Source organism: Arthrobacter sp. NtRootA1 (assembly GCF_019976975.1).
GTDB lineage: Bacteria > Actinomycetota > Actinomycetes > Actinomycetales > Micrococcaceae > Arthrobacter > Arthrobacter aromaticivorans.
Genome location: NZ_AP024630.1, coordinates 3421641 through 3435013 on the forward strand (window position 1 = coordinate 3421641; position 13373 = coordinate 3435013).

A 13373-nucleotide genomic window follows, 5' to 3' on the forward strand; every position below is an offset into this window, starting at 1 on the left:
CCGTCCCCTCCCATACCAAGATTCACTAAGGAGTTTTTCCATGTCTGAAGCATTCCTCATCGGCGGGGCACGCACGCCCGTCGGTCGCTACGGCGGCGCCCTGAGCTCCGTACGCCCGGACGATCTGGCTGCCATCGCGGTTCGGGCCGCCGTCGAACGCGCCGGCCTGGACCCGGCCCTCGTGGACGAGGTGATTCTCGGCAACGCGAACGGCGCCGGCGAGGAAAACCGCAACGTCGCCCGCATGGCCTGGTTGCTCGCCGGCTTCCCGGACACCGTCCCCGGCATCACCGTCAACCGTCTGTGCGCTTCCGGCCTGAGCGCCATCATCATGGCCTCCCACATGGTCAAGGCCGGCGCCGCGGACATTGTGGTGGCAGGCGGCGTCGAGTCCATGTCCCGCGCCCCGTGGGTCATGGAAAAGCCGGACAAACCCTTCGCCAAACCCGGCGCCGTCGTTGACACCTCCATCGGCTGGCGCTTTCCCAACCCCGCCTTCCTCTCCGGGGAACTCTCCCGTGATGGCAAAGCCACCTACTCCATGCCCGAAACCGCCGAGGAAGTGGCACGCGCCTACAACATCTCCCGTGAGGACTGCGACGCCTTCGCCGTCCGCTCCCACGAGCGCGCCCTCGCCGCGATCGAGTCCGGGCGCTTCGCCGACGAAATCGTCCCCGTGACGGTCAAGGGCCGCAAGGGCGCCGAAACCATCGTGGATACCGATGAAGGACCCCGGCCCGGAACGTCCACGGACGTCCTCGCCGGCCTGCGCCCGGTGGTCAAGGGCGGCAGCGTGGTCACCGCCGGAAACGCCTCGACACTCAACGACGGCGCTTCAGCAATCATCGTCGCGTCCGAGGCCGCCGTGCAGAAGTATGGCCTCACTCCCCGCGCCCGCATTCTCGACGGCGCGTCCGCCGGTGTGGCGCAGGAGATCATGGGCATCGGCCCGGTCCCGGCCACCCGCAAAGTCCTGGACCGCACCGGGCTCACGGTAGCGGATCTGGCCGCCGTCGAACTTAACGAAGCCTTCGCATCCCAGGCCCTGGCCTGCATGCGCGAACTGAAACTCGAACCGGAGACAGTTAACAACGACGGCGGCGCCATCGCCCTCGGCCACCCGCTCGGCTCCTCGGGCTCCCGCCTGGTCATCACCCTCCTCGGGCGCCTCGAACGCGGAGCCACCCAGGGCCGCAAGCTCGGCCTCGCCACCATGTGCGTCGGCGTCGGGCAAGGCACCGCACTCCTGCTGGAAGGCATCTGATGACAGAAGTAATGAACGACGCCGGCACGCGGCTTGATACCTCGGGTTTCGTCACGCTGCTGGTTGAGGAGCGCGAAGACCGTCTAGCGGTCCGGCTGCACCGCCCCGGAGTGAAGAACGCCATCGACCAGGCAATGGTGGACGAGCTGCACGCCGTGTGCATCCACCTCGAGCACACACCGAAAATCCTGATCCTCTCCGGCACGCCCGCCAACCCGGCAACCGGCGCACAAGCGGTCTTCGCCTCCGGGGCGGACATCGCGCAGCTGCGCGAACGGCGCCGCGGCGACGCCCTGGCGGGGATCAACTCCGCGGCGTTCGACCGGATCGCGAAACTGCCCATGCCCGTCATCGCGGCGCTGGACGGCTTTGCGCTCGGCGGCGGCGCGGAACTGGCCTACGCGGCCGACTTCCGCATCGGCACCCCTGCACTGAGGATGGGCAATCCCGAGACAAACTTGGGCATCCTGGCCGCGGCCGGTGCCACCTGGCGGCTGAAGGAGCTCGTCGGCGAACCCGTGGCCAAGCAGATCCTGCTGGCCGGCAAAGTCCTCAAAGGTGAAGAATGCCTCGCCGTCGGGCTGGTCACCGAACTAGTGGACCCGGAAACGCTGCTGGATGCGGCGCACGCGCTGGCAGACGCCATCGCGGCGCAGGACCCGCTGGCAGTACGCATCACCAAAGCCGTTTTCCACACCCCGCGGGAAGCCCATCCCGTTATCGACACCCTGGCCCAGGGCATACTCTTCGAATCCCAGGCCAAGTTCGACCGCATGCAGGCGTTCCTCGACAGGAAGAAGAAGTAATGAATGACGCAGTTGTGCCGGCCGGACTCCCGGCGCGGGTAGGGGTCCTCGGCGGCGGCCGAATGGGCGCCGGAATCGCCCACGCATTCCTCGTCAAGGGGGCCGATGTGGTGGTGGTCGAGCGCGACGAAGCCTCCGCGCAGGCCGGTCGGGAGCGGGTTGAGGCCTCCGCCGCGAAGTCCATCGAGCGGGACCCCCAGGGCGGCAGCCTCGACGGGATGGTCTCCCGCCTCTCCGTTTCAGTGGACTACGCAGCCTTCGGGGACCGCGAGCTGGTGGTGGAGGCCGTCCCTGAAGACTGGGCGTTGAAGGTCGCGGCCCTCCGCAGGGTTGAGGACCACATCGCGCCCGGCACGGTCCTGGCCTCCAACACCTCCTCTTTGTCCGTGTCCGGGCTGGCCGAGGAGCTGGCACGCCCGCAGGACTTCATCGGGTTGCATTTCTTCAACCCGGTTCCCGCTTCGACGCTGGTTGAGGTGGTGATCGGCAAGCAGACCCGTCCCGAACTCGTCGAGCAGGCCCGGACCTGGGTCCAGGGACTGGGCAAGACCGCCGTGGTGGTCAACGACGCCCCGGGCTTCGCCTCCTCACGGCTGGGGGTGGCGATCGCTTTGGAAGCGATGCGCATGGTCGAGGAAGGCGTGGCCTCCGCTGAGGACATCGACAACGCCATGGTCCTCGGCTACAAACACCCCACCGGCCCGCTGCGCACCACGGACATCGTGGGCCTGGATGTTCGCCTGGGCATCGCCACGTATCTTCAGGAGACACTCGGTGAGCGGTTCGCCCCGCCGCAGATCCTCAGGGACAAAGTGGCCCGCGGCGAGCTGGGACGAAAAACCGGCAAGGGCTTCTTCGACTGGAGCTGACCCAAGCCAAAACAGGTGAAGCTGGCCGGGACCGTGAGGTCCTGGCCAGCTTCGCCTGTTTCGACTTAGTCCGCTTCTGCTTCCGGGGTGAGTCCGCGCTCTGCCATGACTTCCTTGAGGAGGGTCAGGGCATTGAATTGCTGGCAGAGAACGGGTTCGGCAGCCTGACGGCTGAGGGTGTCGCAGAACGGGCGGGCGTGGCCAAGACGACGATTTGGCGCAGATACCGCTCCAGGAACGATCTTGCCCTCGCTGTCCTGCTGGACATGGTGGGGGACGTCAGTACGCAGCCCTACAACGGAAATTCGGCTGCCGAGTTGGTGCGCCTGGTGGACCGGACGGTGGAACTCACCTGCCACTCGAAGTTGGGCAAGGTCATGCAGGGCCTGGTTTCTGAGGTCGCGGCGGATCCTGAACTGGCCCGCGTTTACAGGGAACGCGTGGTCACCCACTGACTGGCGGACGTCACAGAGCTCGTGGAGCGAGGCATTTCCAGGGGCGAACTGAAGGCGGGCCCGGACTCGGAAGTGGCTACCGATCTCCTGCTTGGCCCTATTTACTACCGGTTCTTCCTCAGCGGATCCCCCATGGACAAGGGATTTGGCAAGCGGCTTGTCGATACGCTGCTTCCCGCCTTCGCGCCATAGCGGACGCAGTAACTCCAGGGGGCTACCAAGAACCGGGGCAGTCACGGGATACGGCAATGCTCCGCGTCCGGGCGGAAACAACCAGGACGCGGAGCACTGCTAAACCGGTGGTTACTGGGCGATGTATCCGCCGTCAACTACCACTTCGGAGCCGGTCATGAAAGAGGACTCGTCGGAGGCCAGGAACAGCACCACGGCCGACACTTCCTCGGGCCGGCCAGGCCGCCCCAGAATGGTGGTCCCGAGCAGTGCCTTCGTTCCCTCCTCAGAGGCCAGGATGTCGTTCGTCATGGCCGTGGCGATGACGCCCGGGTGGACGGAATTAACCCGGATGCCGAATTCCTTCAGGTCCACTGCGGCGGCTTTCGTCAGGTTTCGCACGGCACCCTTGGAGGCCTCATATGCCGCAGCATTGGGCGCGGCAATGATCCCGTACATCGACGAAATGTTGACGATGGTCGGCGCCGCCGACTTTTGCATTGCCGGGATCACCGCCTTGCAGCCTAGGAAGGTGCCTTTGACGTTGACCGCAAAGATGCGGTCCCACAATTCGTCATCGGTGTCCTGCAGGGACTTGAAGGCAAGGATGCCTGCGTTGTTCACCAGCACATCAATGCGCCCGTGGCGCTCCACGGCATGGTCCACCACGGCAGCCCAGTCCGCGGCACTGGATACATCGTGCTGCACAAAGGAGGCAGTCCCGCCGGCGGCCTCAATCATTTGGACAGTCTCTTTGCCCCCGCTGCCGTCGACGTCCGTGACTACAACGGATGCTCCCTGCTGCGCCAGCAGCAGGGAATGCGCCCGTCCCATGCCGGCTGCGCCGCCGGTTACCACTGCAATTTTGCCCTCTACGCGATTGGCCATCATTGTCCTTTCGGGTTACGTACTAGCTTCTTGTTGGAAAACTCATTGAAACCGTAGTTGGCCAGCTCGCGGCCGATGCCGGACGCTTTGGTGCCGCCGAACGGCAGGTCCGGCGAACTCTTGCTGGTGCTGTTGACCCAGACCATGCCCGTCTCAAGCTCCGCGGACACCCGGTCTGCCTTCTGCTGGTCGGTGGTGAAGACGCTGGAGGAAAGACCGAAGGGGGAATCGTTGGCCAGGTCGATGGCCTCGTCCAGGGAATTGACGCGGTAGACAACCGCAACCGGGCCGAACAGTTCCTCGCTGAAGGCGCGCATTTCACAGGTCACCCCAGCCAGTACTGTCGCGGGGTAGTAGGCGCCGGGACTGTCCGGCCGGGTGCCGCCCAGCAAGACCGTGGCCCCGTGGGAGATCGCGTCCTGGACCAGTTCGTCCAGCTCTTCCACGCCTGCGGTTGAAGCCATAGGGCCGAGCTTCGTCTCGGGACTGGTCGGGTCGCCCAGCTCCCAGCCGGCCATGCCGGCCACGAACTTTTCCACAAATGCGTCGTACACGCCGTCTTCCACGAGGAAACGCTTCGAGGCAGTGCATGCCTGCCCCGCGTTGGCGAGGCGGCCTACGGCGGCGGCGGCGGCCGCCGCGTCGATGTCAGCGTCCTCCAGCACAATGAACGGGTCCGAACCGCCGAGTTCCAGAACACTCTTTTTCATGTGCCGGCCGGCGACGGCGCCGACGGCTGCGCCGGCGGTTTCGGAGCCTGTCAGTGAGACACCCTGGACGCGCGGGTCCGCAATGGCGGCCGCGACCTGGGCCGATGAAATGAAGGCGTTGGAGTAGACGCCTGCTGGCAGGCCGGCCTCATCCAAAATCCGCTGGATGGCGAGGGCGGACTGCGGGCAGTTCCGGGCGTGCTTGAGGATGATGGTGTTGCCGAGGGCGATGTTCGGAGCAGCAAACCGCGCCACCTGGTAATACGGGTAGTTCCACGGCATGACCCCGACGAGCGGACCGATGGGCTCGGTGCGGACCACCGCAGTGCCTGACCCCTGGAATTTCAGGGGCTCGTCGGCCATGAATTCCTCCGCGTTCTCGGCGTAGTACTGGTAGATCGAGGCCACCAGCGCCACTTCACCCTTCGCCTGCGCGATCGGCTTGCCCATTTCCAGCGTCAGGAGCCTGGCGAGCTCATCGGCCTGTTCCCGGTGGAGCTCCGCGGCACGCAGGAGAACGGCGCGGCGCTGCTCAAGTTCCGTAGTGCGCCAGGAACGATAGGCAGCCGCGCTGCGTGCAATGAGATCGTCCAGTTCGGCGTCGGAAATCTCCGCGTACTGTGCGGACTCTTCGCCGGTTGCCGGGTCGATGGTCTTGTACACACCCATGGGTGGTTCTCCTCTGTGGTGAAGGCTGTGCTGAAGGCACTGTTATGAAGAATGTCGGCCGGGTGCCCGCATTTCGGCGGGCACCCGGCCCCGTTCGGCGGTGTCAGGCAGCGACTGCGGCCTCTGATTTCAGTTCAAAGCCGCGGTATCCGTTCTCCGTGACGTCCGCGAGGACACCCCGGTAGTTGCCGAGGCCACCCAGGTAGAACAGAACGCTCGGCTTCTTACCCGGGATGTTCGCACCGAAGATCCATGATTCCACCTTGGTGAACACCGTCATGTTGGCAATCGTCGTGCAGAGTTCAGTCCACTCGAATTCGGCTTCGGGGGTGGGCTCGATCGCACGGACGCCGTTCTGCTGCGCGTACTGGATCGTGTCGCTGATCCATTCGACCTGGGTCTCGATGCTTGGCGGCAGGTTCGTGAAGGGGCCGTTGGGCCCGAGCACCATGAACCAGTTGGGGAAGTTCGCCGTGGCGATTCCGAGGTAGCTGGTGGGCTGCCCGTCCCAGTGGTCGTTGATGTTCAGTCCGTCGCGGCCCACTATGTCCATGCGCCGGTAGTTGCCGTCCACGGCGTCAAAGCCGGTGGCGAAAACGAGCACGTCCAGTTCGTGCAGGACGCCGTCCTCAGTCACCACCCCCTTGGCAGTGATTTCACGGATGGGGTTTTCCTTGATGGCCACCGCTTCCACGTTCGGCCGGTTGAAGACCTGGAAGTAGCCGTCGTCGCACAGCGGGCGGCGGGCGAACAGGCCGGTCGGCGTCAGCTTGCGGGCTGTCTCCGGATCCGCGATGGTCTCGGCGATCTTGTTACGGATGAAGGACGCTGCAGTCTCGTTGGCGTCCTCGTCCGTGGCGAGGTCCGCGAAGGTTTCGAACATGAAGCGGAAACCGCCGCCGTATTCCCAGGCCTTCTCGTAGACGCGCTGGCGTTCTTCCGCCGAGACGCTCATCGCCGGCACGGTGCTTTCTTCGAAGCCGAAGGCCACGCCGGATGACTTTACCTGTGCCCAGATGTTGTCGTAGTCGGCCTTGATCTCGTTGATCTGCTCCGCGGTCGCGGCGCGTTTGCCCACCGGGACGGAGTACTGCGGGGTCCGGACGAAAACGGTCAGGTGTTCCACCTCCGGCGCCAGGGCCGTGATGACCTGCTGGCCGGTGGAGCCGGTGCCGATGACGCCGACGCGGCGGCCTGCGAGGTCCTTGCCTTCCGGCCAGGCTGCCGTGTGGATGGTCTCGCCCTCGAAGGTGTCCAGGCCGGGCAGCTTCGGGAGGTTGATGGCCGAGAGCAGTCCGACGGCGTTGACGACGTACGTAGCGCGGTACACCTCACCGGCGTCCGTGGTGACTTCCCACAGCGCTTCGTCTTCCAGGTAAACGGCCGACTTTACTTCGGTGCCGAAACGGAAGTGGCGGCGCAGGTCAAAGCGGTCCACCACACCTTCGAGGTATTCGAGGATCTCGGGCTGGGTGACGTACGTGTGCTTCCAGGTGCCGTCCTGCAGAAGGTCGCGGTCGAAGGAGAAACGGTAGACGTGGCTTTCCGTGTCCGAGAGGGCTCCCGGGTAGCGGTTCCAGTACCAGGTGCCGCCAGGGCCGCCAGCCTTGTCGAAGCCCACCACGGTGAGGCCCTGTTCGTTGTGAAGCTTGTGGACAGCGTATATGCCGCCGAAGCCGGCGCCAATTACAACGGCGTCAACGGTCTGAAAAGTGTTCTGTGCAGTCATGGCGAACTCCTTTGTCGTTCTGATGCAGGGAAAGAAGGTTTTGTGGTGAAGCTAAATGGGAAGGCGCTGCGCGGTGGAGCCGGGGTTACTTCCGGTACCAGGTGGCGAGCTTCTCGAATTCCTCGGCCACGAGGACGGAGCGTCCGGCCAGGAACGGGTAGACGTGCTGCTGGCCCTCGCCGATGGACAGGGTGACATCCACGCCTGCCGCCGTGGCACGCTCCTCAAGGCGGGTGGCGTTGTCCAGGAGGGATTCCACGCTGCCGGCCGTGACGTAGAGGCGCGGGAATCCGGCGAAGTCGCCGTACAGCGGGTTGGCCAGCGGGTTCTTCGGATCGATCGTGCCGCCGAGGACACCGGCGATCATGCCTTCGAGCAGTTCGGGGGTGATCAGCGCGTCCGTATCGTTGTTCGTGACGAGGGTTTCGCCCTTGTTCTCCATGTCCAGCCACGGTGAAAAGGCGATGACCTGGCCGGGGAGGCCCTTGCCCTGTTCCTTGAGGGAAAGGGCGATGGCGATGGCCAGGTTGCCGCCGGCGGAGTCACCGATGGTGGTGATGTCCTGCGCGCTGATGCCGGATGCGACGAGCGCGTCGAAAGCTGCCACACCGTCTTCAATCTGGGCCGGGTGCTGGAACTCGGGGGCACGGCGGTAATCCAGGACGAAGCTGACAGCGCCGAGCGCCTTGGCAACGTGGCCGGCCAGCTTACGGTGGCTGGAGGCCGAACCGACGGCGAATCCGCCGCCGTGAGTGTACAGGAGGACCTTGGTCTGGTCCGCACCCTCGGGCAGGCACCAGATGCCCGGGACTCCGCCAACGGTGTCCTCGCGGTAAGTGACACCCTCGGGCTCAACGGTGGGCTGGTGCCACTCGTCGAAAATGGAACGGAACAGGCGCATGGTCAGGTCCGGCGTGGTGGCCATGATGTTCGCCCAGTCTGCGTACAGATCGCGCAGCACGTCCTGGCCCTCGACGGCGGAGGAGGTAGCGAAGGACTGTTCGGCAACGTTGGTGCTCATGAGAGTCTCCTTTGACTTGGTTCTCGTTCTTCCGTATTCGGCGGACCGTATGTGACGGGCGCCACGGTGATTACTTCAAAGGTAGGTCTGTGTTCCACCCCACATGTGTTCCAATGTGAAACACTGCCCGCAAGCTTCCGATTATTGCCTCAGACACATCAATCATCACCGGACTTGGTATTGGATGATTACCAAAAAGTTAGCCATGATGAAGGGATATCCTGATACCCCAATCACAATGAGGTGCTCTTCCATGCATGCGTTCGCTGTCCTCCCCGATGACCCCACCATTCATGACCTGGAGCTTCCCACGCCAAGCCCTGAAGGCCGGCAGGTCATCCTGAAAGTCGTGCGGGCCGGCGTATGCCACACCGATACGCACCTGAGGGAAGGCGGTTACGACCTCGGCAGTCGCGGGCACTTGAGCATGAAGGACCGGGGCATTCAGTACCCGATGGTCCTCGGTCACGAGGTAGTCGGCGTCGTCGAGAAAGTCGGCGGGGACGTGACCTCCGTCCGGGAAGGCGATGTGCGCCTGATCTACCCCTGGATCGGCTGCGGCGAATGCCGGCAGTGCCGCGAAGGGCACGACAACCGTTGTGCCGCCGGGCGGAACCTCGGTGTGGCCCGCCACGGCGGCTACGCCGACTACATCCTTGTTCCCGATGAAAAGTACCTAGTGGACATCGATGGAATCGATCCGAGCTGGGCTGCCACGCTGGCATGCTCAGGTCTCACAGCCCACAGCGCCGTGGACAAGGTACTCCCCCTCGAACCGGACGAGCCGGTGGTCATCTTCGGCGCCGGAGGCCTTGGCCTAACGGCCATCGCGATCCTCCGCGCCCGGGGCCACCGCAACATTTGCGCGGTGGATGTCGCCGAACGCAACCTCACACTGGCCCGCGACATGGGCGCCACCAGCACCGTCCTCTCAGGAAAAAACAGCGGGGCTGGGGACATCCAGCAGGCAATCGGCGGCCCCGCCAGCGCCGTCGTCGATTTCGTCAACAACGGAGTAACCGCCACCGCCGCATTCGATGTCCTCGCCAAGGCAGGCACCATGATCCAGGTGGGACTCTTCGGCGGTGAAGTCACCCTCCCCACCGCAATGCTGGCCCTGCGCATGATCCGGATTGAAGGCAGCTTCGTTGGGACGCTCTCGCAGCTCCAGGATCTGGTCCGGATCGCACAGACCGGCGAACTGCCCACCATCCCCGTCGTGGAACGCACACTGTCCGCGGCCGAAGTGTCCCGCGCCCTGGACGACCTGACCACCGGCGGCGTGGCTGGACGCATCGTCCTGACTGCTTGAGAATGGGAAAGTGATATACAAATCACACCGCGAAGACGCTGTCCGCAGCGCCCGCGAACGGCTGATCACTGAGGGCCTCGTCCGCGCCTCCGTTCCCGCGTCCCTGGTGGCCGAGGAAATCGAGCAGAGCTGGCGGCGCTCGGTCTCGCACCACGTCAATCCCGCCGCCGGGCCCCACATCCTCGGCGAGATCGATCCGGACAGCGCCATCCTGCGTGCCGCCGGCAGGATCCTGGACCAGTGGGAAAACAACCTCACGGACACCCGGATGGCCCTTTTCCTCGCCGACGAGGACGGCCGGATCGTATCCCGCCGCATTGTGGACGCCCAGGATGAGCGAACCCTCGACGGTGCCAATGCGGCAGAAGGTTTTGTCTTCTCCGAACAAGCCCTGGGCACCAACGGCCTGGGCACACCCATCGAGGGACGCGGCGCGGTTTTCGTCCGCGGCAGCGAACATTTCAACGAGGCCCTGTCCCGGCTGGCTTGTGCCGGGGCTCCCATCAAACACCCCATCACCGGCCGGATCGTGGGCTCACTCGCCGTTGCCTCCCACGTTGACGCCTCCAGTCCCCTGATGGTGTCCATGGCCCGGCAGGCCGGTTACCAGATTGCCGAAGCGCTTGAGCTGATGGCCGATTCCCGGAACCTCGAGCTGGCCCGGACCTACCGCCAGTTCCGATCCTCCAAGCACCCGGTCCTGGTCATGAACTCCGAAACAGTTATGACGGACCTGCCCGCCCTGGCCCACTTTGACGCGGAATCCCATGCCTATCTGTGGGAGATGCTGCGCCTGCACCACTGGGACCAGGACAAACTGCAGCTGGAACTCCCCGTGCTGGGCACCGAGGCCATGGTTCGGCGCCTCGGCCGCGCCGGCCAGGATGCGATCTTCGCGCTGGAGTTCATGGAGCCGGCAAGTACCATCACCGAGGCCGGGGTCGCGGTGGTCCACAACCAGGGCCATACCGCGACGCGGACGCCCACGCCCGCACTCCGCGACGTGCTCGATGGGCTGTCCTCCCGCCAGGCCCGGCCCACCCCCTACAGCGTGGTCCAACAGCAGCTCACCGCCGCTGCTGCCGTCGGAGGGCTGATTCGTGTGGTTGGCGGACCCGGAGCCGGGAAGCGACACCAGGCATCGAAGTGGCTGCGGAAGCACACCGGCCAGGAGCCCAGGTCTTTCAGCGCCGGCGACCTCGTTTCCGACGAAACGTCCTGGGCAGGCATGGAGTCCGCGTTAAGCGAAGGCTGCGGGATCGTGGTCGTCGGAGGAGGCAGCCCCGCCGGTGAGCTGCCCGGCCGACTGGCGGCATTCGCGCAGGTTGCCCGTCCCGGTGTCCACCCGGGCGCGCGCGTCATCCTAACTGAACGCACCAGCGGTCCAGCCACCCCCGGCTACGAAGCCGAAGGCCTGCCGGCGCCGGTGCGCGTTCCCTCCCTCGCGGAACTGCGCGGCGAGCTCCCCGACGTCGTGAGGGAAGTCTCGGCCGAGCTCTTCCCGGGGGCACCGGCTCCACGCTTCTCCCCCGCCGCCCTCCAATGCCTGCTGGCCTGGCGCTGGCCCGGCAACGCGGCCGAGCTGACCCGGCTTCTCGCCGGCCTGCATCGGTCGGCCGCCGGCGGCCTGATCCAGACCAAGGACCTGCCAGCGACCATGCGTCAGCCTTCTTTGTCCTCGCTGAGCCGTTATGAGCAGTCCGAGCGCGATACCATCGTTGCCGCCCTGGCCGAAGCGGACGGAAACAAGTCCCGCGCCGCGGAAATCCTTGGCATTGGCCGCACCACGATGTACCGCAAGATGCGTGCCCTGAAAATTTCTGACGACGAACGCATGATCGCTCCCGGGGCGTAACCCGTGAACCGGTCCACCTCCTCCACAATGAACAAGACCCCCGACGCTGCGTCGGGGGTCTTGTTCATTGTGGAGTCCTGCGGACTAACTCATGACGGCGTCAGATCGCTTGGACTCGGCAGGTTCAGCCGGGGGCAGGCCAGGGCATCAACCCGCGGACCGCCAAGCAGTTCCGTGGGAGTCTTCGCCGTCTCGGGCATTCCCAGCACCGACCAGCACCGCAACAGCATCGATCGCGGCGGCCACCGCACCGAAGATGGCCACCGGCAGCCAGCCTGACGGGCCGGGGAGAAGGAGCATTGCCGCGACCATCGGAGCGAATCCGGCCAGGAGGTCGCCCAGCTGGTTGCTGACGGCCATGCCCGTGAACCGGACGGGTGCCGGGAACTGCTCGGCGAAGAAGGACGTCCACACGCCGTTGTAGCAGCTGAAGAAGAGTGTCATCTTGACGAAGGCGAACAGCGCGATCATCAGGATGTCCGTCGTCGAAATCGCCCAGAGGTACCCGAATAGCGTGAGCGTTCAGCCGGCGGAGGAAATCAGCATGGTCGGCTTGCGGCCGATGACGTCAGAGAGGTAACTGTCCGCGGGGATGCCAACGATCGAGAGCGCAATGGCCCCGGAGATGACGCCGAGCATCGCGCTGCGGTCAACGCCAACCGAGGTGGCCTAGGACAGGCCTGAACACGGCGAACAGCGTCTGCATGGCTGCCATCAGCGAGGATCCGGCCACACAGATGACGGAGCGCCAGGGGTGCTCGAACACATCGCTCAGCGGCAGCCTCCGAACGGCGCTTTCTTCCTTCGCTTCGGCAAACACCGGGGTCTCGTCCAGGTGGCTGCGAACGTAGTAGGTGATGACCACGACGACGGCGCTAAGCCAGAAGGGAACCCGCCAGCCCCAGCCGTAGAGGTGCTGGCGCTCGGCCGGGCAGGAGCGCCACAGGGAGGAAGACGATAATCGCCAGCGAGCAGCCGACGGCGTAGCCGACCATAACGAAGCTGGTGAAGAACCCGCGCTTGCCCACGGGGAATGCTCTACGGTCAGGGTCGAGGATCCCGCGGATTCGGCGCCCGCGGAGAAGCCCTGGACCACGCGCAGCACCACCAGCAGCGCCGGAGCCAACAGGCCCATCTGGTCAAACGTCGGTAGACCCGATGGCGAAGGAGGCAACCCCCATCATGACCACCGTGGCAAGCATGACCCGCTTGCGGCCAAGGCGGTCGCCGAAGTGACCCATCACCATCGCGCCGACGGGCCGGGCCACGTAGCCCACCGCGAAGGTGGCGAACGATCCGACCAAGGCAACGGCGGGGTCGCTGGACGGAAAGAACAGCACCTTGAAAACGAGCGCCGCTACGGCACCGTAGACGAAAAAGTCGTAGTACTCGAGTGCGCTGCCGAGGAGTGCAGCCGTCGCCGCTCGACGAGGGGTCATCGCAGGAGGCGACGAGGTGCTTCTAGTCTTGGGGTTCTCCTTCTTGGGGTTCTCCTTTAAAACAGACTGGGAGGTCAGCAGGGCAAGGTGCCAAGCATGCGTTGCCGCGGACGCCACCAATGTGATGGCCGACACGGCATCCGCCTCCACAGTAGAGGCGTGATTCAGCCCACAGTGTTCCAATG

General features: G+C 65.1%; 13 protein-coding genes. 5 read left to right on the forward strand and 8 right to left on the reverse strand.

From position 1 onward, the window contains the following. The first annotated feature begins 40 nt into the window (after nucleotides 1-40). Genes LDN90_RS15520 through LDN90_RS15530 form a run of 3 tightly spaced genes read left to right on the forward strand, consistent with a single transcriptional unit; the run spans nucleotide 41 to nucleotide 2939 of the window. The gene (locus LDN90_RS15520; protein WP_142938790.1) at nucleotides 41-1264 is read left to right on the forward strand and encodes an acetyl-CoA C-acyltransferase; all 1224 of its coding nucleotides are present in this window, start codon (nucleotides 41-43) and stop codon (nucleotides 1262-1264) included. After that, complete coding sequence (locus LDN90_RS15525) at nucleotides 1264-2070, forward strand: enoyl-CoA hydratase/isomerase family protein (RefSeq protein ID WP_223946301.1); 807 nt, start codon at nucleotides 1264-1266, stop codon at nucleotides 2068-2070. Before LDN90_RS15520 ends, LDN90_RS15525 begins: the two co-directional genes overlap by 1 nt. Next, nucleotides 2070-2939, forward strand: a complete 870-nt coding sequence (locus tag LDN90_RS15530; RefSeq protein ID WP_142938789.1) for a 3-hydroxyacyl-CoA dehydrogenase family protein — start codon at nucleotides 2070-2072, stop codon at nucleotides 2937-2939. The genes LDN90_RS15525 and LDN90_RS15530 overlap by 1 nt, the downstream gene beginning before the upstream one ends. A gap of 65 nt (nucleotides 2940-3004) precedes the next feature. Here the strand turns inward: LDN90_RS15530 and LDN90_RS24210 are convergent, their stop codons facing one another. The 5 genes from LDN90_RS24210 to LDN90_RS15560 form a co-directional block, all read right to left on the reverse strand. Continuing rightward, nucleotides 3005-3631 (reverse strand): hypothetical protein, encoded by a 627-nt coding sequence (locus LDN90_RS24210; protein ID WP_263426265.1) that lies wholly within the window; start codon nucleotides 3629-3631, stop codon nucleotides 3005-3007. A gap of 66 nt (nucleotides 3632-3697) precedes the next feature. Beyond that, entirely contained in the window at nucleotides 3698-4456 is a 759-nt protein-coding gene (locus LDN90_RS15545; RefSeq protein ID WP_142938788.1) for a glucose 1-dehydrogenase, read from the reverse strand. Further along, nucleotides 4453-5832, reverse strand: coding sequence for an NAD-dependent succinate-semialdehyde dehydrogenase (locus LDN90_RS15550; RefSeq protein WP_142938787.1), 1380 nt, complete (start codon nucleotides 5830-5832; stop codon nucleotides 4453-4455). The genes LDN90_RS15545 and LDN90_RS15550 overlap by 4 nt, the downstream gene beginning before the upstream one ends. Nucleotides 5833-5935: 103 nt before the next feature. Beyond that, a complete protein-coding gene (locus LDN90_RS15555) occupies nucleotides 5936-7561 on the reverse strand; it encodes an NAD(P)/FAD-dependent oxidoreductase (protein ID WP_142938786.1) in 1626 nt (541 codons plus the stop codon). Nucleotides 7562-7646: 85 nt separating this feature from the next. Then, nucleotides 7647-8582: an alpha/beta hydrolase gene (locus tag LDN90_RS15560; RefSeq protein WP_142938785.1), complete on the reverse strand. Its 936-nt coding sequence runs from the start codon at nucleotides 8580-8582 to the stop codon at nucleotides 7647-7649. 253 nt (nucleotides 8583-8835) lie between these two features. Between LDN90_RS15560 and LDN90_RS15565 the strand changes: the two genes are divergently transcribed. Together LDN90_RS15565 and LDN90_RS15570 are read left to right on the forward strand one after the other, a co-directional pair. Further along, complete coding sequence (locus LDN90_RS15565; protein WP_142938784.1) at nucleotides 8836-9894, forward strand: alcohol dehydrogenase; 1059 nt, start codon at nucleotides 8836-8838, stop codon at nucleotides 9892-9894. 10 nt (nucleotides 9895-9904) lie between these two features. Next, nucleotides 9905-11749, forward strand: a complete 1845-nt coding sequence (locus tag LDN90_RS15570) for a helix-turn-helix domain-containing protein (protein ID WP_142938783.1) — start codon at nucleotides 9905-9907, stop codon at nucleotides 11747-11749. Nucleotides 11750-11896: 147 nt separating this feature from the next. Here the strand turns inward: LDN90_RS15570 and LDN90_RS15575 are convergent, their stop codons facing one another. From LDN90_RS15575 to LDN90_RS15585, 3 genes are all read right to left on the reverse strand, one after another. After that, a complete protein-coding gene (locus LDN90_RS15575) occupies nucleotides 11897-12220 on the reverse strand; it encodes a hypothetical protein (RefSeq protein WP_202979313.1) in 324 nt (107 codons plus the stop codon). Nucleotides 12221-12398: 178 nt separating this feature from the next. After that, complete coding sequence (locus LDN90_RS15580; protein WP_202979312.1) at nucleotides 12399-12884, reverse strand: hypothetical protein; 486 nt, start codon at nucleotides 12882-12884, stop codon at nucleotides 12399-12401. A 4-nt stretch (nucleotides 12885-12888) separates the two neighbouring features. Next, nucleotides 12889-13323: an MFS transporter gene (locus LDN90_RS15585; protein WP_202979311.1), complete on the reverse strand. Its 435-nt coding sequence runs from the start codon at nucleotides 13321-13323 to the stop codon at nucleotides 12889-12891. Nucleotides 13324-13373: the final 50 nt, after the last annotated feature.

What these genes read in the sequence shown, in the direction of transcription:
- LDN90_RS15520 (WP_142938790.1), top strand. Translation starts at nt 41, where the DNA reads ATGTCTGAAGCATTCCTCATCGGCGGGGCACGCACGCCCGTCGGTCGC.
- LDN90_RS15525 (WP_223946301.1), top strand. Translation starts at nt 1,264, where the DNA reads ATGACAGAAGTAATGAACGACGCCGGCACGCGGCTTGATACCTCGGGT.
- LDN90_RS15530 (WP_142938789.1), top strand. Translation starts at nt 2,070, where the DNA reads ATGAATGACGCAGTTGTGCCGGCCGGACTCCCGGCGCGGGTAGGGGTC.
- LDN90_RS15545 (WP_142938788.1), bottom strand. Translation starts at nt 4,456, where the DNA reads ATGATGGCCAATCGCGTAGAGGGCAAAATTGCAGTGGTAACCGGCGGC.
- LDN90_RS15550 (WP_142938787.1), bottom strand. Translation starts at nt 5,832, where the DNA reads ATGGGTGTGTACAAGACCATCGACCCGGCAACCGGCGAAGAGTCCGCA.
- LDN90_RS15555 (WP_142938786.1), bottom strand. Translation starts at nt 7,561, where the DNA reads ATGACTGCACAGAACACTTTTCAGACCGTTGACGCCGTTGTAATTGGC.
- LDN90_RS15560 (WP_142938785.1), bottom strand. Translation starts at nt 8,582, where the DNA reads ATGAGCACCAACGTTGCCGAACAGTCCTTCGCTACCTCCTCCGCCGTC.
- LDN90_RS15565 (WP_142938784.1), top strand. Translation starts at nt 8,836, where the DNA reads ATGCATGCGTTCGCTGTCCTCCCCGATGACCCCACCATTCATGACCTG.
- LDN90_RS15575 (WP_202979313.1), bottom strand. Translation starts at nt 12,220, where the DNA reads ATGATCGCGCTGTTCGCCTTCGTCAAGATGACACTCTTCTTCAGCTGC.
- LDN90_RS15580 (WP_202979312.1), bottom strand. Translation starts at nt 12,884, where the DNA reads ATGGGCCTGTTGGCTCCGGCGCTGCTGGTGGTGCTGCGCGTGGTCCAG.